A 15,468-nucleotide genomic window follows, 5' to 3' on the forward strand; every position below is an offset into this window, starting at 1 on the left:
CATCAACCGCCGCACACGGCGGCACGGGGCTCGCGCACCATGAACACGTCGACCGCGTCCTCGGAACCGACGGTGAACCCGTGCCGCTCGTACAGCCGACGCGCCGCACTGCCGCGCAGCACGTTGAGCCGGACCGGCACACCGTCGCGGTCGCACTGGTCGAGCAGCGCGCGCAGGACGGCCGTGCCGATGCCGCCGCCCTGCAGACGCGGGGCCAGGTAGAAGTGCTCCAGCCAGCGCGCGTCCCCCGCGGGCCGCAGGGCGACACAGCCGGCGAAGGCGCCGTCCACGTCGACGACCCAGGTGTGCTCCGGCACGAAGGCGTCCCGCAGCCGCTGCCGCACGCGGTGCGGGTCGTACCGCCCGAGCCGTTCCAGGTCGTCCCGCAGGACGAGGGCCCGCAGCTCCGCCACCGCCTCGACGTCCGTGGCCGCAGCCGGCCGCAGGTCCCAGTCCGTCATGATCGCAAGGCTACTGTGCCGCGCGGAGCGCCCGCCGCCGCGTCGTCGCGGTGGCGGCTCCGCTGACGTCGCCTCAGGGGACGATCGCGTCCACGCAGCCGCCGTCCACGCGCAGGGCGCCGCCGGTGGTGGCCGAGGCGAGGTCGGAGCTGAGGTACACCACCATGTTGGCGATCTCCGCCGGCTCGATGAGGCGTTGCAGCAGCGACTGCGGGCGGTGCTCGCGCATGAAGACGCGCTGCGCCTCCTCCCAGGGCAGCTCGCCGCCGACCAGTCCCCGGACGAACTCCTCGACGCCCGCGGTACGGGTCGGGCCGACCAGGACCGAGTTCACCGTCACGCCCGACCCCGCGGCCTTCTTGGCGAAGCCGCGGCCGAGGGCGAGCATGGCCGTCTTGGTCATGCCGTACTGGACCATCTCGACGGGGATCGCCACGCCGGACTCGCTGGAGATGTACTGGACGCGGCCCCAGTCCCGCTCCAGCATCCGCGGCATGTACATCCGCGTGAGGCGGACCGCGGACAGGACGTTGACCTCGAAGTACCGGCGCCATTCGGCGTCGTCGATCTCGAGTGCGTCCTTGGCGCCGTAGACGCCGAGGTTGTTGACGAGGATGTCGACGTCCGGGAACGCCTCGCGGGCCCGTTCGGCACCCTCGTCGGTGGCCACGTCTGCTCCGACGGCGACGAACTCCCCGTCCGGCAGCTCGTCCCGCAGCTCCTTGAGCGCCTGGTCCACCCGCTCCGGGTCGCGGCCGTTGACGCCCACGCGGGCGCCCGCACGCGCGAGCCCGGCCGCGATGGCCGCTCCGATGCCCTGCGTCGATGCCGTCACCAAGGCGGTCCGTCCGGTGAGGTCGATGCGCATGTCCGCTCCCTGGGGCGAGCCGGTCGGCGATCACGGCGGCACGAGTGTGCTCCTCCCAGTCTCCGCCCGGCCGCATCCCGCCGCGCGGCGAGCGACCGCCGTCGTCATCGGGCCCTGACGGCACGCCTCTCGGCGAGGAAGCGGTGGAGGGCCCAGGCCGCGCCGGCCGCCGAGGCCGTCCGGACGACGGCCTCGGCGACGGCGATCGCCGGGGCCACCGTGACATGCGGCCGGGGCGGCAGGACGACCATCTGGACGGCGGCACCGACCGGCACCGTCAACGCGGCCAGGAGGCCGAGCAGTCCGGGCCGCCGGACGGCCGCGCCCGTCATGCCGAGGAACGGCCCGAAGATCAGGACGTCCGAGCCGGCTTCCACAAAGAGGTGGTCCATCGCGTAGTACGCCGCCGGCGGGCGTCCCGGCGAGCACGCCCGCGGCCGCCGCGAGGGCGGCCCGGGACCAGCCCGCGTCCAGCAGGAGGCTCAGGACGTTGGCGGTACCGTCCCAGACATTCCGCGTGAGGGGCGCCCCGAGCGTCGTGTACGGCGACGCCGGCGGGTTGGCGAGCGCCGTGAACACCCCGAAGTCGGCTCCCGCGGCCCCCATGGTCTTCATGCCGGCAGGTCGCCGAACTCGCCTTCCGCGCGGGGCCGTTCGGCGATTTGCCGCCCCGCCGATCAGCCGTCCGCGGCCTTCCGCAGGCTCGCGAGGACGGCCCGGGCCCCGGTGCCGTCCGGCTGCCGCCAGGGGGCTTCGACGTGCCCCAGCACGTCACCCGCCCCGCCGTCGGCCGCACCGGGCCGCAGCGCGCGCGTCACACGGAGGACCAGGCGGCCGGCCGCTCCGGCGTCGAGGGTGACGTCGGTCGTGGCCCCCGGGCCGTCGGTGACGGATCCGGCGCCGGACACGGCGGCGTCCGCCGGTCCCGCGTAGTGGCGGGCGACGGTCGGGTCGGGGGTGTCGCTGACGCTCTGGGCCTGCGCCTCGGCCTCGCCGCGCACCAGGGCGATCAACTGGGCCACCACGACCGGGTCGTGGGCGCCGTCGTAGATCCAGCGCCTGCCGAGCACCCCGTGCTCCGTGGTGCCGATCAGGGCGTCCTCGGCGTCGGCCCGCGGCGCGCCGCGGTAGGCCATGGGCACGTGGTAGGCGGCGCCGTCCTGGTCGGTGACCACCATGAACTCCACCCCGACCTCGCCCAGGGGGTCGTCCAGGCGGAAGCCGCCGGCCTTCACGAGCTCCGGCCGCCGCCCCGAGCCCGCGTACCAGGGCTGCCGGGGGAGCCAGTCGGTGAGCAGTTCCAGCTTGGTCGGCGTCAGTGTGGTGCGGTGGATGAGCGACATGGCCGGTGGAGCCTCCCCTGAGTCCGTGCGTGCGGGGGACATCGTCCCATCCGGGTCCGACACGAAGAGGTCGTCCGGCCGGGTGACAGTCGTCGCCTGCCAGGCCATACATCGGTAAGGTGACCGTATGGCGAAACAGAAGGTCACCATCACCCTCGACGAGGACACCGTCGCCGCCGTCGACAAGCTGGCCGGCGGCCCCGGCGGCAACCGGTCCGCGTTCATCGAGGCGGCCGTCACCGAACGGCTCCAGCGCACCGAACGCGCCCTGCGCGCCGTCGACTGGCTGGCCGCCCGCGCCCGCCAGGACCACCCCGGCGAGTGGGAGGCCGCCCTCGAGGCCGTCGCCTCCGCCGACGCGAGGCGCGGCTTCGAGACCGCTCCTTCCGCCGACCCGGGTCAGGCGGCGTGAGCGGCGGGTACATCCTCGACCACACCGCCGTCCGGGCCCTGGCCCTGGGGCGGCCGTACATGGTCGCCCGGGTCATCCGCTCGGCGCAGACGGCGGTTCCGCTGTACGTCCCGGCGGTCCCCTTCGCGCAGGGCCTGACCGAGTCGGTCCTCGGCGAGGTGTACGAACGGCTCCAGGACGCCCTGGCGGCACCGTGCTTCGTCTTCCGGGCGCTCGGCGAGGCCACCTGCTGGTCCGTCGCGCAGATCGCCCACGAGCGCGCGACGGACATCGCCACCGCCCATGCCGCCCATCTGGCGCTCTCCACCGGCCTGCCGGTCCTGACCCAGCAGCCCGACGCCTACAAGCGCGTGGACGCCAGGATCGACACCGAGCAGATCGACTGACCCCGCCCCGGTTCCCCGCGGCGCCCTGCCCGGGAGCCGGATGTGCGCCCCCTGTTCGGCGGGACGAAGCGCCTGAACAGAGGGGTGGAGGCCCCTTGGACGGCCCCTCGAACCTTCCTGCGGGAATCTCCAGGTCTCGGCCGCCGCCACGTGGGTAAGTGTGGGGTGAAAGGTCCGAAATGAGTGGGGATGGTTTAGATGGCCTCTACGCGACCGAGTATCGAGCAGCACCCCGACCTGCTGGCGCTGCGCGCGGAGTACGAACGGACGACCGCCACCAACCGGGGCCAGGCGATCGAGGCGATGGGCCTGGTGACAGGCACCTACCTGGCGGCGTCCCCCTGGATCGTGGGCTTCAACGGCCTGTCGACGATAGCCGTCGGCAACCTGATCGCCGGCATCGCGTACGCCATGCTCATGGGCGGCGTGGGCAGGGCTTTCGAGCGCACCCACTCCATGGCGTGGGCCGCGGCCATCATCGGGCTGTGGACGATCATCTCGCCCTGGTGCATCGCGGGGAACGTCAGCACGACGCGCACGATCGTCAACAACGTGGTGGTCGGCGTCATCGCGCTGCTGCTCGCACTTGCGGCGGCCTCGATGCGGCCGGGCACCGGCCGCGGGAAGTCCTCGGACATGAGGGGCGCGGACATGAGGGGCCCCACAGGAGGCTCACGCATCTGACCGGCTCCCGCCGGAATCCGCTCCGCCGGGCGAGCCCCTTGCGCGCTCGCCCGGCGGTTGGCGTGTCCGGGGACCCCGGCGCCCGTCCTATCCCTGTGCGGAACCGAAGGTGACGGGCAGCCGCGACGGGCCGCGCAGTACGCGCGGCCGCCAGCGCAGCTCCTCCTCCGGTACGGCGAGCGCGAGGCCGGGCAGGCGGCGCAGGGCGGTCCCGATGGCGATCCTGCCCTCCAGCCGGGCCAGCGGCGCGCCCAGGCAGTAGTGGATGCCGTGGCCGAAGGCGAGATGGGCGTTGTCCGCCCGTGTGACGTCCAGGCGGTCCGGGTCGGCGAACCGCGCCGGGTCGCGGTCGGCGATGGCTGAGGCGACCAGCACGGTCGCCCCGCGCGGGATCGCCACCCCCGCGATCGTCAGGTCCTCGCGGGCGAAACGCGCGATGCCCGGGTTGACCGGTCCGTCCCAGCGCAGGAACTCCTCGATCGCTCCGGGCAGCAGCTCCGGGTCCTCGCGCAGCATGCGCAGCTGCTCGGGGTGGGTGAGCAGCGCGGCGATGCCGTTCCCGATGAGGTTGACGGTGGTGATGTACCCGGCGACCAGGAGCAGGAAGGCCATCGAGATCAGTTCGTGCCGGTCCAGCCGCTGCTCGTCGTCGTGGGTGGCGATCAGGGCGCTGAGCAGGTCGTCCCCGGGGTGCGCCCGCTTGGCGTCCAGCAGCGCGGTGAGGTAGCCGTGCATCTGCTGCCAGGCCGCCTCGATCTTGGCCGGATCCGGCGGCTGGGGCCCCTGGAGGACCATGTCGTCGGTCCACCGCTGGAAGTCGAAGCGGTCGGAGACGGGCACGCCGAGCAGTTCGCTGATGACCGTGACCGGCAGCGGCACCGCGAAGTCCTCGACGAGGTCGGCGCGCCCCGCCGCGGCGATCGCGTCGAGGAGTTCGTCCGCGATGGCCTGGACCCGCGGCTCCAGTTCGGCCACGCGCCGGGCGGTGAACGCCTTGGAGACCAGCCGGCGCAGCCGGGTGTGGTCGGGCGGGTCGGCGCGCAGCATCGTGCGGATCATCGACTCGCGCTCGGTGGTCGGCAGCCGCTCCATGAGCCGCGGGTCCGCGGCGTCGCGGACGTCGCTGCTCAGCCGCGGGTCGGTGAGGGCCGCCAGGCCGTCCTCGTACCGGGTGACCAGCCAGGCCTCGAGTTCGCCCTGGATGACCGCGCGGCGGACCGGGCCCTCCTGGCGTAGCTCCCGGTAGAGGGGGAAGGGATCGGCGACGAACGCCGGATCGGTGAAGGGCAGGGTGACCGGCTGCTGGCTCATCAGGCCTCCGGGAGTGCGTGGCACTTCATGACGGCATCAACGTGCACCGTTCAAGGGTAATATGTCCGGTTATGTCGAGTCGGGGATGGCGGAGGCGGGCGGGGTGACGGAGCGGACCACGTGCTGTGTGGTGGGCGGCGGCCCGGCGGGCATGGTGCTCGCCCTGCTGCTGGCCAGGGCGGGGGTGGAGGTCACCGTCCTGGAGAAGCACGGCGACTTCCTGCGCGACTTCCGCGGCGACACCGTGCACCCCTCGACGCTCACCCTGCTGGACGAGCTCGGCCTGGCCGAGCGCTTCGCCGCGCTGCCGCAACGCCGCATCACCACGGTCCAGTTGCCGATCGGCCCCGGGCGGTCCCTGGTCACCGTCTCGGACGTCGGCACACTGCGCGGCCCGTACAACTACGTGGCGATGGTGCCGCAGTGGGACCTGCTCGACCTCCTGGCGGAGGAGGCGGGACGCGAGCCGGCGTTCACGCTGCGCATGGGCACCGAGGCGACCTCCTTCCTCGAGGAACGCGGCCGGATCACGGGTGTGCGCTACCGCACCGCGGACGGCCGCGAAGGCGAACTGCGGGCCACCCTGACCGTGGCCTGCGACGGCCGGGGCTCCCTGGCGCGGTCGCGGCCGGAACTGGGCCTGCGCGAGTTCGGCTGCCCGATGGACGCGTGGTGGTTCCGGGTGCCGCGGCACCCGGGCGACCCGCAGGGGCTGGTGGCCGGGGTCGGCGACCGCTTCCTCACCGCGATGATCGACCGCGGCGAGTACTGGCAGTGCGCCGCGCTGATCCCCAAGGGCAGCGACCCCGACCGCCGGGCCGCGGGCCTCGACCGCTTCCTCGCCGCGTTCTCGGCCGCCGTGCCCTGGCTGGGCGACCGCGTGCACGCGGTGCGCTCCTGGGACGAGGTCAAGCTCCTCGACGTACGCTGCGACCGGCTGGAGCGCTGGCACCGCCCGGGTCTGCTGTGCATCGGCGACGCCGCCCACGCCATGTCGCCCGTGTTCGGGATCGGCATCAACCTCGCGGTCGAGGACGCCGTCGCCACCGCCCGCCATCTCGTGGAGCCGCTGCGCCGCGACAGCGTCGGGCTGCGGGACGTCCGCGCCGTGCAGCTCCGCCGGTGGCCGACCGCGGCCGCCACGCAGGCACTGCAGCGCGTGGCCCACCGCCGCTTCATCGCCCCTGTGCTGGCCGGAACCTCCCCCCTCGGCGACGCCGACCGCGCCGGGCGGCTCGCCGGTCTGCTCAACTCCACGCCCTGGCTGAAGCGCGTGCCCGCGTACTTCATCGCCTACGGCGCCCTGCGCGAGCGCCCGCCCGCGGCGTCCCTGCGGTAGGCCCCCGGTCCTGGAATCCGCCACGTGGGGGAGGGGGCCGGCCGCGTTCCAGCGACAGGTGGAAACCGTCAGGCGGCGGCCATGAGCGCGGCGACGCCGTGCTCCAGGCCGGCACGCGCGGCCCGGGCGTCGCCGAGGTAGCCGGCCACCATCGCGCCGTCCCGCATGGCCACCATGGCGTCAGCGACTGCGATGGATCGGCCGCCCCCGAGCCGGTGGAAGGCACCCTGCAGCACCTAGATCGTGTCGTCAAACGCCCTCGCCCAGCCTTCGGCCGGGGGTGCCCACACCCCGCGGCACTCCCCCAGCTCCGCTGGGAGGTGCCCCCAGGCACGGCACTCCACCAGCTCCGCTGGGAGGTGCCCCCACGCTACGTTGTCGAATCGTCCGAGTAGCCCACTACGAGGACGACTCTCCGCCTTGCGATGCACCGCACCTGGGGGCACCGCCCAGCGCAAGCTGGGGGAACCACGGGGCCCGCCCTCCGGGCGGTGGGGGCACCTCCCAGCGGTAGCTGGGGGAGCTCATTTGACGACACGGCCTAGCGGAACCAGGCGTGGTGTCGCAGCACCGCCTGATGGACAGGGCTCTCGCGGTCCGGGCACTCGGCCGTGGCGTGATGAACGGACAGCCCCGGAACTCCGCGCCGCAGACCTCCTCGCCGATGCCGTGCGCCACGGTGGCAAGGACGTCGGCAGGCGAAACGATGACTTTCTCGGCCGCGCTGACCCGCCCCCGGATCTCGCGATCCGCTGCCTCGAGGTAGGCACGCACCAAGTCGTCCTTGCCCTCGACATGCCGGTAGAAGGTGCCCCGCGCGACATCGGCCTCCGCCATTACGCGGTCCACCCCGACGGCGCGGATCAGGGCGCCGATCCCGCGGGGTCGGTGCTTCGGGCTGTTGAACGTCGGCGGTTCAGCGGGGCGGTTCGATGAGGCGGACAGCGAGGCGCTTGGCGTCGTCGTCGATCTCCACCATGCACAGCCCGCGGCCGTCCGCGAAGCTCAGGATCCGGGCGTGCTCGGACTGCTGCGGGACGGCCGGAAGCCGGTGCGGGTCGTCAGAGGCCACCAGGAGGGCCGCTTCGAGGGAACGTTGGGCCCATGGCTGGAGACGCTGGTAGTCGGCGACGACCTCGGTGCTGAGGTCGATCTTGTATGGCACGGAGCCAGACTACGGCCGTAGGGAGGGCGCGATGGCCCGAATCTCGGCATCGGACGCCGTGGCAGGAGGATTGGACCGGCCGGCCCGTTCGTCTGCGATGCGCTGCGCCATGGCGATCATGGCGGGACTGGCGAGGGCCCGGGCGCGGGCGTCCCAGTCGGCCAGGACCTTGCCGATGAGGTGGAGCGCGGTGTTGTCGATGTGCTCGATGAAGGCGGCGCGGTGCTCTGCGGGTAGGGCTGCGCGCACACTGCGAATGGTGGGCTCGGCCTGGGGGGCAGGGCCGGTGTCCGCGGGCTGGGCGCTCATGCTGTCCTCCGAGTGGAAACACCATTCGTGACTGGAGAATATCCGGGGAGAGCGCCACTCTGCCAGCACACCGGCCGATAGGCCCGTACGCACTTTGCACCTTCGAAGGCGTCTCGATATTCGCACTGGTGTGCGAGATCCGGCAAGGGGCTGGCAGGTCGCAGACACGCGACCGGCGGGCGGCTGTTCGGCGCGCTCTGCGGTCGGTCCGGGCGCATCGTGGAAACCGTGGGCCCGTGGTCCGGGATCCGACTGTCGGTGACCTCTGCGTAGGAGGTGGGTCATGCCGAGCGACTATGAACGCGGCCGGGTGGGGTTGCTGCTCGTCGACCTCGTCAATGAGAACTTCTCGAAAGACGGCAAGGCCTACGCCATCTACGCCTCGGAATACGAAAGGCTGGGCACGATCGACAATCTGGGCCAGCTGATCGCTGGGGTACGACGGCACAAGGAAATCCCCGTCTTCTACTCGAAGACTGCCTTCACCGACGAGGACTACTCGACGTGGAAGCACGTCTCCGGGATGCACCGGGAGATGTTCGACCACCGGCTGTTCGAGGCGGGGACCTGGAACACCGAGTTCTACGAGGATCTGGCTCCCCAGCCGGGCGAGGTGATCCTCGCGCCGCACAAGGGCCTCGACGTGCTCCACCACACCGACCTCGAGTTCCTTTTGCGGCAGCGCAGCGTCGAGTACCTGGCGATCGCCGGCGTCTCCGGGATCATGGCGGTGGAGTCGACGGCCCGCACCGCGATGGAGCGCGCCTACCACGTCACGACGTTCACCGACGCGATCGCCGCTCCCGGCGGCCTGGTCACGTACCAGGCGATGATGCGCGGCCTGAACATGATCTCGCACAGAGTGGTCAGCGTCGACGACTTCCTGGCCTCGCTCGACAGCCTGGACGCGTGACACTTCCACCATCCGTCCGGTGAGGAGAGCAGCCGGGATGCACCGGGCCCGAACGGCGTTGGCGGACGTTGGGGATCGGCTCGTGGCATCCGATCCCGGACTGATCCGGCTGCTGTCCGCACTGAGCACGGTCTGCGCGGTGCTGCTGACGCTCGGTCTCCTCGCGGCGCTGCATGCCCCGATACCGATCCTGGTGACGGGCGCCCTCACCGCGATGGTCAGCACGGTAGCGGTCACCGAGCCCCGGCCGCGCGACCAGGTGCTCACCCTTGCGGCCGGATTGCCCATCACGCTGGCGACCGTGGCGGTCGGCAGTGCGCTGACGCCGTACCGGGTCGTGGCGGACGTGGTGTTCGTGCTGTTGATCTTCGCCGCCATCTACATCCGGCGGCTGGGCCCGCGCGCGACCGCGCTGGGCATCTTCGCCTTCCAGCTCTTCTTCGTGACCCAGTTCGCCGAGACCCGTGTGGCGCAGCTGCCGCAGCTGTTCCTGGCCGTGGTGGTGGCCTTCGGCAGCTCGGCGCTGCTCCGTTTCGCCGTCCTGCGCTCGCCGCCGGAGCGGACGCTGGCACGGCTGCAGCGGGCCTTCCGCGTTCGTCTGGTGCTGGTGCTCGACGCGCTGATCGAGGTGGCCGAGGGCGGACCGGAGGCGCCGCGGGCCAGGCGGTCGGTCGACGGTCTGCGCCGGTACACGGCCCGCCTGCACACGGGTGCATTGATGATCCAGGCCCGGCTGCGAACCGGCACGCCCGACGAGCGTACCGCCACCGCGATCCAGCGCCGCGTGGCGGAAGCGGAGACGGCCGTGGAGCGGCTGGCCATCCTCGTGCTCCGGGTTCTGTGGCCCGGAGACGACATCGACACCCTGACCCGGCACCTGACGAGGAACCGCCGCGCCGGATCCCCCGTCGACGCCCGCGACGCGGTCACGCTGCCCGCGATGATCTCGGAGCTGCGTGCGCTGCGTGTGCTGATCGACCCGGGTCGGCCGCGGCCGGTGGGCGCCGATCCCGCCGAGGTGCGCAACCGGCTGCTCGGCTATCGCAACGACGAGCACCTGCCCGACGCGTCCCCGGCGATGGGGGACGTCTTCCGCTCCGCCGGGGAGTTGGCCCGCGCCCTGTTCGGCCTGCGCCTGGCCTTGGACGAAGACACTCTGGCATCCCTGGACACCCCCGAGACGGCACGGTCGCGGGAGGAGCTCACGGCAGAGGACTCCGGCCTGGCGGAGGACGTCGTATCGAAGCGGGAGGGCCCCCGCATCCGCCCCACCACCAGGATCGCGCTGCAGGTCGCGACCGGATCGGCGCTGGCCGTCGTCGGCGGTGAACTGCTGTCGCCGCAACGCTGGTACTGGGCGGTGTTCACGTGCTGGGTGGTGTTCATCAGCACCGCCTCCACCGGCGAGGTCCTGGTCAGAGGATATCGGCGGCTGATCGGCACGGTGGTGGGTGTCGTCGCCGGGCTCGCCCTCGCCGTCCTGATCGGCGGCGACCCCCGGCCGGCCTTCGCCTTCGCGATTTTCAGCGTGTTCGGCATGTACTACACGACCGCGGTGTCCTACACGTTGATGTCCTTCTTCGTCACCACGATGCTCGGCATGCTGTACACGCTGCTGCACGCCCTCACCCCGGGCGTGCTGGTGGTGCGGATCGAGGAGACCGCGCTCGGGATCGCATGCGGCCTGGCCGCCGCTCTGCTCGTGCTGCCGGTGCGGACCCGGGAACGCACGGACCAGTTGCTGCGCGACGTGCTGGAGCGGCTGCGCGCGGTGCTTTCCCAAGCGCTGGCGCGGATAGGCGGCGAGCCCGGCCCGGATCTGCTCGATCCGGCCCGCGCGCTGGATTCGGCCCTGGACAGCCTGCGTCTGTCGGTGCAACCGCTGATCACCCCGATCAGTCCACTGCGGTCCAGGCGGCGCACCGCGCTCTGCGTGCTGGGGTCGCTGGAGACCGCGGCCTTCCACACCCGCAGCCTGGCGGCCACCCTGGACCTGATGCCGGCCGGTGTCCGCATCGGCGCCGATCCGTGCCTCGTGGACGAAGCCGGCCGGATCGATCGCAATCTCGCGACCTTGATCGATCAGGTGGCTGCCGGCGGCGAGGACGACACCCCGCTCGAACGCGGTTCGGGCCTTCCCGCCCTGCTCGGAGTGAGTTCCGGCGGCGCGCGTGCCGAGGACGTCCACTTGACGCGACGCGTGCTGCGGCACCTGCAACGCGTGGACGAGAGCATCCAGGGACTCGCTCGAACCCTTGGGCTGCCCGTCCGCGACCACTCGTGACGCAGGCACCGGCGGGCGGCTCAGGCGACCCTGGCGGCGTTGCGGGCGATCGCGTCCACGACCGCCGGCCACACCTGCTCCGGCAGGTCGTGCCCCATGCCCGGGATCAGCAACAACTCGCTGCCTGGGACCGCGGCTGCCGTCGCCCGGCCGCCGCTGTGGTCGATCAGGGGGTCCTGCTCGCCGTGCACGACCACCGTCGGCACCGCCACCGACCGCAGGCCCGGTGTGCGGTCCGGCGAGGCGAGGATCGCGGCGTACTGGCGTACGTAGCCCTCCGGCCGGTACGCCCGGTCGTGGGCGGCGGCCACCCGCTCGCGCAGTTCCTGGGGAGCCGGCGGGTAGCCGGGGGAGCCGATCACCGCGGCGCGGCGCACCGCCTCGTCGATGACGGCCTCGCGCGTCAGGGGGACGCCGTTGGAGCCGGGCATCGCCGCGATGGCCTCCGCCGAGGCGCGGCCGACCGACCGGTCGCCGGTGGTGGACATGATCGAGCACAGCGACAGCACCCGGCCGGGGTGGTCGATCACCAGTTGCTGGGCGATCATGCCGCCCATCGACGCGCCGACGACGTGCGCCGCCGGGATGTCCAGCGCGTCCAGCAGGCCCGCGGCGTCGTCGGCCATGTCGGCCAGCAAGTAGGGGACGCCGGAGGGGTCGCCCGACAGCACGGAGCCGATGTCCGGGACGGGGTGCTCGTCGAGACCGCTCGACAGACCCGCGTCGCGGTTGTCGTAGCGGACGACGAAGAATCCGCGGTCCGCGAGCGCGGAACAGAACTCCGGCCGCCAAAGCGTCATTTGTGCACCGAGGCCCATGACGAGCAGCAGCGCCGGATCGCCGGGGCTGCCGAAGGTGTCGTACTCGAGCTCTATTCCGTTGGACTTCGCGCGCGGCATGCGGGGCTCCTTGGGGCTCGCGGGGGATCGGCTCATACCGTCCAGTCGGTACGATAGCCGCGCCGCCCCGGCTCGGCACCCCCGGCGCGGGAGCGCCCGTGGGCGCGCGGTCGCGGACGGACCGTCAGTCCGGGAGCGGCCGGCGACTCACATGCTGCCCTTGGCGTCCCGGGGCCGCGCCCCCGTGCGAGGCCCCGGGACCGTGAAGCGAGGGGCCGTTACATTACACTTATGTAATGTAACGCCCGCAATCGTTGGCATGGGGCCTTTTCGGGCACAGAGGGGATCGCGGATGAGTGGCGAGGAACGCGCCGGAAGCGCCGGGGATGGCGAAGAGACCGGCCGCGGCGCCGGGCCGAGGGCTGGTGGCCGGCCCCGGGACCCGGCGATCGAGGCGGCGATCATCCGGGCGACGCGCAAGCGCCTGGTCGCCGACGGGTACTCGCAGATGACCATCGGAGACATCGTCGCCGACGCCGGCGTCACCCGGCCCACGCTGTACCGGCGTTGGGCCAACAAGTACGACCTGGTCGTCGACGCCCTCCAGTACGGCTTCCGCGCCCAGCGCGAGGCGTACCCGGACGTCGACATGGACGCGCTGCCGGCGGTCGAGGCGTTCCGGGAGGCCGTGCGCCGCCTTGACCCGCGCTACCACAACAAGGGGGCGATGGCCCTGCACGGCAACTTCATGGCGGAGGCCGAACGCGCCCCCGGCCTGCTGGAGCAGTTGCGGGAGCACGGTGTGGGGCCCCGGTGCCACGAGTTGACGCAGACGCTGCTGCGGCTCCGCGAACGCGGCGAGCTCCGCGAGGACATCGACCTCGACACCGTCGTGACGCTCTGCTTCGGCAGTTACTTCGCCGACTACCTCCGCACCGGTGGTTCCGGTGCGGACGTCGCGGACCGGGTGGTCGGCACCCTCTGGCCCGCCATCGCGGCGCATCCCTCCGGTTCCGGCTGATCGGGCTCCGGGGCGCGGGGCGGGCGACAGGGATGCATGTTACAGTCGGTATTTGTAACGTAACTGTCGCCCACGCCCTGGGAGCCGACCGGTGGACGTTCACGAGGCGCTCTACACGACCCGGATCATGCGCCGCATGAAGCCGGATCCCATCCCGATGGAGAGCCAGTGCCGAATCCTGGACGCCGCGATCCGCGCGCCCAACGGCGGCAACGCCCAGCGCTGGCACTTCCTCGCCGTCGACGACCTCGCGCTCAAGGCCCGGCTCGCCGAGCTCTACGCGTCCTGTAGGCAGCAGGAGTACGCGGACATCGCGGCCGGCCGGCTCGGTGCGGCACCGCATGAAGACGCCGTGCGGCGCGCGGAGTCGCTGGCGCGCATCAAGAAGTCCGGGGACCGCTTCGTCGAGCACTTCACCGAGATCCCCCTGCTGGTCTTCGTCTTCGCGGTGGACGACCACGGTGGCGCGAACATCTATCCGGCCATCTGGAGTTCGCTGCTGGCCGCGCGCGCCGAGGGCATCGGCGGCGTGCTGACCACGGTGCTGCGCTACGAGGCCTGCACCGTCTGCGACCTGCTGGGCGTGCCCACCGCGGACGGCTGGCGGATGATCGCCATGCTGGCCTTCGGTTACCCGCTGGGTCGCTGGGGGGTCGCGGCCAACCGGCGTCCGGTCCACGAGGTCTCGTCGCGCAACCAGTGGGGCGAGTCGTTCGGCGCGCGGGTGCCCGAGCCCCTCTGGCCGCCGGACGCGGACGGCGCGCGCATCGAACTCGACCGCCCGGCGTCCTGAGCGGGGCCGGTGCCGGCGTGCGTCAGGCGGCCGGAGGGCACTGCACGGCCACCAGCGCCACGTCGTCGTTGAGCCGCCCGCCCGTGTGGCGGAGCAAGTCCGCCAAGACCTCCTCGAGCAGGGACTCCGGGTCGCACGCCGCCGCGTTCCGGGGGATACCGCGGTCGGCCACGGAGTAGAAGGCGCCCGAGCGGTCCCGGGCCTCGGTGAGGCCGTCGGTGTAGAGCAGCAGCAGATCACGCGGGGCGAACGGGAAGCAGTCCTCCCGGTACGCGGCGGGGTCGAGGCCGGCGAGCCCGAGCGGCGGCGCCGGCGCCGCCACCGGGCCCGCGAGCGCGGTGATGCGGCCGTCCCGCAGCAGCAGCGGCGGCGGGTGCCCGCAACTGACCGTCCGCACAAGGCCCGCGCCGGGCGGGAACTCCACCAGCAGCGCGGTGATGAACCGCTCCGGCGCGTCGGCGTCGGCCTCGGACGCCTCGGCCACGTGGCGGCGCACGCTGCCCTCGAGTGCCGCGGCCAGACCGGGCAGAGTGCGGTGCTGGTGCACCGCCTCGCGGAAGGCGCCCAGCAGCGCCGCCGTGTCGTCCAGCGCCTCCAGGCCCTTGCCCTTGACGTCGCCGATCAGGAGCCGGGTGCCGTACGGCGTCCGCGCTGCGGCGTACAGGTCGCCCCCGACCTCGGCCATCGTCTCGGCCGCCCGGTACACCGAGGCGACCCGAAGGTCCTCGATTCGGCGGGGGAGGGGCCGCAGGACGACCTGCTGCGCCGCCTCGGAGATCGCCCGCAACTGGCTCGCCTCGCGGCGGTTGCGGTCACGGCCGCTGCAGAAGGCGAAGAGGAAGGCGGAGACCACCAGCAGGGCGGCGATGTGCGTGGGCAGGATGGAGGAGCGGAGCAGCCCGTCGTGGACGTCGCAGACCACCGCGCCGGCCAGCGACAGCACGGCCACCCCGGAGGTGGCGCGGGCCGTCGAGACCGCCGCCGTCAGGGCGGGCGCGGCGATGAGCAGGGACGCCAGATGCACGTCGGTGGGCGCGACGAGAGCGATCCCCGTGATGATCAGCACGAGCGCGACGGGAGCGCCCACCTCGGACAGGCGCAACGCCCGCCATTGCCTCGACCGCTGCCGTCTGCCGGGTGCCGTGCGGCCCCAGGCGAGGCGGCCGTGAGGTGTGCCCGCGGCGACCGGGACGGATGCGTGCCTTCCCGAACGCCGGATGAACTTGTGCACCGGCCTGACCTCCTCGCCTGGCCCTCCAACCCGCGACGGGGATGCGAGTCAAGGTGGACATTTCATTACATCTATGGACTGTAACGTTAATGCATCGTTCAGGGATTCC

18 protein-coding genes are annotated in these 15,468 nt (G+C 72.5%); 8 read left to right on the forward strand and 10 right to left on the reverse strand.

The window, feature by feature from the left end; translation table 11 throughout:
* Nucleotides 1-2: 2 nt before the first annotated feature.
* The 4 genes from CHF15_RS22120 to CHF15_RS22135 all read right to left on the reverse strand — a co-directional run bounded on the left by CHF15_RS22120 (nt 3) and on the right by CHF15_RS22135 (nt 2,672).
* A complete protein-coding gene (locus tag CHF15_RS22120; protein ID WP_089225582.1) occupies nt 3-461 on the reverse strand; it encodes a GNAT family N-acetyltransferase in 459 nt (152 codons plus the stop codon).
* Nucleotides 462-534: 73 nt separating this feature from the next.
* Nucleotides 535-1,329 (reverse strand): SDR family NAD(P)-dependent oxidoreductase, encoded by a 795-nt coding sequence (locus CHF15_RS22125; protein ID WP_089225583.1) that lies wholly within the window; start codon nt 1,327-1,329, stop codon nt 535-537.
* A 104-nt stretch (nt 1,330-1,433) separates the two neighbouring features.
* Nucleotides 1,434-1,721, reverse strand: a complete 288-nt coding sequence (locus tag CHF15_RS22130; protein WP_089225584.1) for a hypothetical protein — start codon at nt 1,719-1,721, stop codon at nt 1,434-1,436.
* 285 nt (nt 1,722-2,006) lie between these two features.
* On the reverse strand, nt 2,007-2,672 hold the full coding sequence (locus CHF15_RS22135; protein WP_089225585.1) for a maltokinase N-terminal cap-like domain-containing protein: 666 nt from the start codon (nt 2,670-2,672) through the stop codon (nt 2,007-2,009).
* A gap of 127 nt (nt 2,673-2,799) precedes the next feature.
* On the opposite strand from CHF15_RS22135, the gene CHF15_RS22140 reads away from it, so the two are divergent.
* From CHF15_RS22140 to CHF15_RS22150, 3 genes are all read left to right on the forward strand, one after another.
* Nucleotides 2,800-3,084, forward strand: coding sequence for a ribbon-helix-helix domain-containing protein (locus tag CHF15_RS22140; RefSeq protein WP_089225586.1), 285 nt, complete (start codon nt 2,800-2,802; stop codon nt 3,082-3,084).
* Nucleotides 3,081-3,470, forward strand: a complete 390-nt coding sequence (locus CHF15_RS22145) for a hypothetical protein (RefSeq protein ID WP_089225587.1) — start codon at nt 3,081-3,083, stop codon at nt 3,468-3,470. The genes CHF15_RS22140 and CHF15_RS22145 overlap by 4 nt, the downstream gene beginning before the upstream one ends.
* A 198-nt stretch (nt 3,471-3,668) precedes the next feature.
* Nucleotides 3,669-4,154 carry an SPW repeat protein gene (locus CHF15_RS22150; protein WP_089225588.1) on the forward strand — a complete coding sequence of 162 codons (486 nt, stop codon included), beginning with the start codon at nt 3,669-3,671 and terminating at the stop codon, nt 4,152-4,154.
* Between the two features lie 87 nt (nt 4,155-4,241).
* Here the strand turns inward: CHF15_RS22150 and CHF15_RS22155 are convergent, their stop codons facing one another.
* A complete protein-coding gene (locus tag CHF15_RS22155) occupies nt 4,242-5,465 on the reverse strand; it encodes a cytochrome P450 family protein (protein WP_089225589.1) in 1,224 nt (407 codons plus the stop codon).
* Between the two features lie 61 nt (nt 5,466-5,526).
* On the opposite strand from CHF15_RS22155, the gene CHF15_RS22160 reads away from it, so the two are divergent.
* Nucleotides 5,527-6,804: an FAD-dependent oxidoreductase gene (locus CHF15_RS22160; RefSeq protein ID WP_265737401.1), complete on the forward strand. Its 1,278-nt coding sequence runs from the start codon at nt 5,527-5,529 to the stop codon at nt 6,802-6,804.
* A 399-nt stretch (nt 6,805-7,203) separates the two neighbouring features.
* Here CHF15_RS22160 and CHF15_RS46700 read toward each other — a convergent pair whose 3' ends face one another.
* The 3 genes from CHF15_RS46700 to CHF15_RS22180 all read right to left on the reverse strand — a co-directional run bounded on the left by CHF15_RS46700 (nt 7,204) and on the right by CHF15_RS22180 (nt 8,218).
* Nucleotides 7,204-7,641 (reverse strand): TetR/AcrR family transcriptional regulator, encoded by a 438-nt coding sequence (locus CHF15_RS46700; RefSeq protein ID WP_089225591.1) that lies wholly within the window; start codon nt 7,639-7,641, stop codon nt 7,204-7,206.
* 79 nt (nt 7,642-7,720) lie between these two features.
* Nucleotides 7,721-7,969, reverse strand: a complete 249-nt coding sequence (locus CHF15_RS22175) for a hypothetical protein (protein WP_089225592.1) — start codon at nt 7,967-7,969, stop codon at nt 7,721-7,723.
* Nucleotides 7,970-7,978: 9 nt separating this feature from the next.
* Entirely contained in the window at nt 7,979-8,218 is a 240-nt protein-coding gene (locus tag CHF15_RS22180) for a hypothetical protein (protein WP_143681609.1), read from the reverse strand.
* 343 nt (nt 8,219-8,561) lie between these two features.
* On the opposite strand from CHF15_RS22180, the gene CHF15_RS22185 reads away from it, so the two are divergent.
* Nucleotides 8,562-9,191 carry a cysteine hydrolase family protein gene (locus CHF15_RS22185; RefSeq protein ID WP_089225594.1) on the forward strand — a complete coding sequence of 210 codons (630 nt, stop codon included), beginning with the start codon at nt 8,562-8,564 and terminating at the stop codon, nt 9,189-9,191.
* Between the two features lie 82 nt (nt 9,192-9,273).
* A complete protein-coding gene (locus CHF15_RS22190; protein WP_322975693.1) occupies nt 9,274-11,475 on the forward strand; it encodes an FUSC family protein in 2,202 nt (733 codons plus the stop codon).
* 20 nt (nt 11,476-11,495) lie between these two features.
* Here the strand turns inward: CHF15_RS22190 and CHF15_RS22195 are convergent, their stop codons facing one another.
* On the reverse strand, nt 11,496-12,374 hold the full coding sequence (locus tag CHF15_RS22195; protein ID WP_089225596.1) for an alpha/beta fold hydrolase: 879 nt from the start codon (nt 12,372-12,374) through the stop codon (nt 11,496-11,498).
* A gap of 292 nt (nt 12,375-12,666) precedes the next feature.
* Here CHF15_RS22195 and CHF15_RS22200 point away from each other — a divergent pair, with 292 nt between their 5' ends.
* A complete protein-coding gene (locus CHF15_RS22200) occupies nt 12,667-13,335 on the forward strand; it encodes a TetR/AcrR family transcriptional regulator (RefSeq protein ID WP_089225597.1) in 669 nt (222 codons plus the stop codon).
* Between the two features lie 91 nt (nt 13,336-13,426).
* Nucleotides 13,427-14,128, forward strand: a complete 702-nt coding sequence (locus CHF15_RS22205) for a nitroreductase family protein (RefSeq protein ID WP_089225598.1) — start codon at nt 13,427-13,429, stop codon at nt 14,126-14,128.
* A 22-nt stretch (nt 14,129-14,150) separates the two neighbouring features.
* On the opposite strand, the gene CHF15_RS22210 is transcribed toward CHF15_RS22205, so the two are convergent.
* Nucleotides 14,151-15,359: a PP2C family protein-serine/threonine phosphatase gene (locus CHF15_RS22210; RefSeq protein WP_245938960.1), complete on the reverse strand. Its 1,209-nt coding sequence runs from the start codon at nt 15,357-15,359 to the stop codon at nt 14,151-14,153.
* Nucleotides 15,360-15,468 lie beyond the last annotated feature (109 nt).

The sequence above is a fragment of the Actinacidiphila glaucinigra genome (genome assembly GCF_900188405.1).
Classification (GTDB): Bacteria; Actinomycetota; Actinomycetes; order Streptomycetales; family Streptomycetaceae; genus Actinacidiphila; species Actinacidiphila glaucinigra.

What these genes read in the sequence shown, in the direction of transcription:
- CHF15_RS22125 (WP_089225583.1), bottom strand. Translation starts at nt 1,329, where the DNA reads ATGCGCATCGACCTCACCGGACGGACCGCCTTGGTGACGGCATCGACG.
- CHF15_RS22195 (WP_089225596.1), bottom strand. Translation starts at nt 12,374, where the DNA reads ATGCCGCGCGCGAAGTCCAACGGAATAGAGCTCGAGTACGACACCTTC.
- CHF15_RS22155 (WP_089225589.1), bottom strand. Translation starts at nt 5,465, where the DNA reads ATGAGCCAGCAGCCGGTCACCCTGCCCTTCACCGATCCGGCGTTCGTC.
- CHF15_RS46700 (WP_089225591.1), bottom strand. Translation starts at nt 7,641, where the DNA reads ATGGCGGAGGCCGATGTCGCGCGGGGCACCTTCTACCGGCATGTCGAG.
- CHF15_RS22160 (WP_265737401.1), top strand. Translation starts at nt 5,527, where the DNA reads ATGTCCGGTTATGTCGAGTCGGGGATGGCGGAGGCGGGCGGGGTGACG.
- CHF15_RS22150 (WP_089225588.1), top strand. Translation starts at nt 3,669, where the DNA reads ATGGCCTCTACGCGACCGAGTATCGAGCAGCACCCCGACCTGCTGGCG.
- CHF15_RS22140 (WP_089225586.1), top strand. Translation starts at nt 2,800, where the DNA reads ATGGCGAAACAGAAGGTCACCATCACCCTCGACGAGGACACCGTCGCC.
- CHF15_RS22120 (WP_089225582.1), bottom strand. Translation starts at nt 461, where the DNA reads ATGACGGACTGGGACCTGCGGCCGGCTGCGGCCACGGACGTCGAGGCG.
- CHF15_RS22185 (WP_089225594.1), top strand. Translation starts at nt 8,562, where the DNA reads ATGCCGAGCGACTATGAACGCGGCCGGGTGGGGTTGCTGCTCGTCGAC.
- CHF15_RS22200 (WP_089225597.1), top strand. Translation starts at nt 12,667, where the DNA reads ATGAGTGGCGAGGAACGCGCCGGAAGCGCCGGGGATGGCGAAGAGACC.
- CHF15_RS22135 (WP_089225585.1), bottom strand. Translation starts at nt 2,672, where the DNA reads ATGTCGCTCATCCACCGCACCACACTGACGCCGACCAAGCTGGAACTG.
- CHF15_RS22130 (WP_089225584.1), bottom strand. Translation starts at nt 1,721, where the DNA reads ATGGACCACCTCTTTGTGGAAGCCGGCTCGGACGTCCTGATCTTCGGG.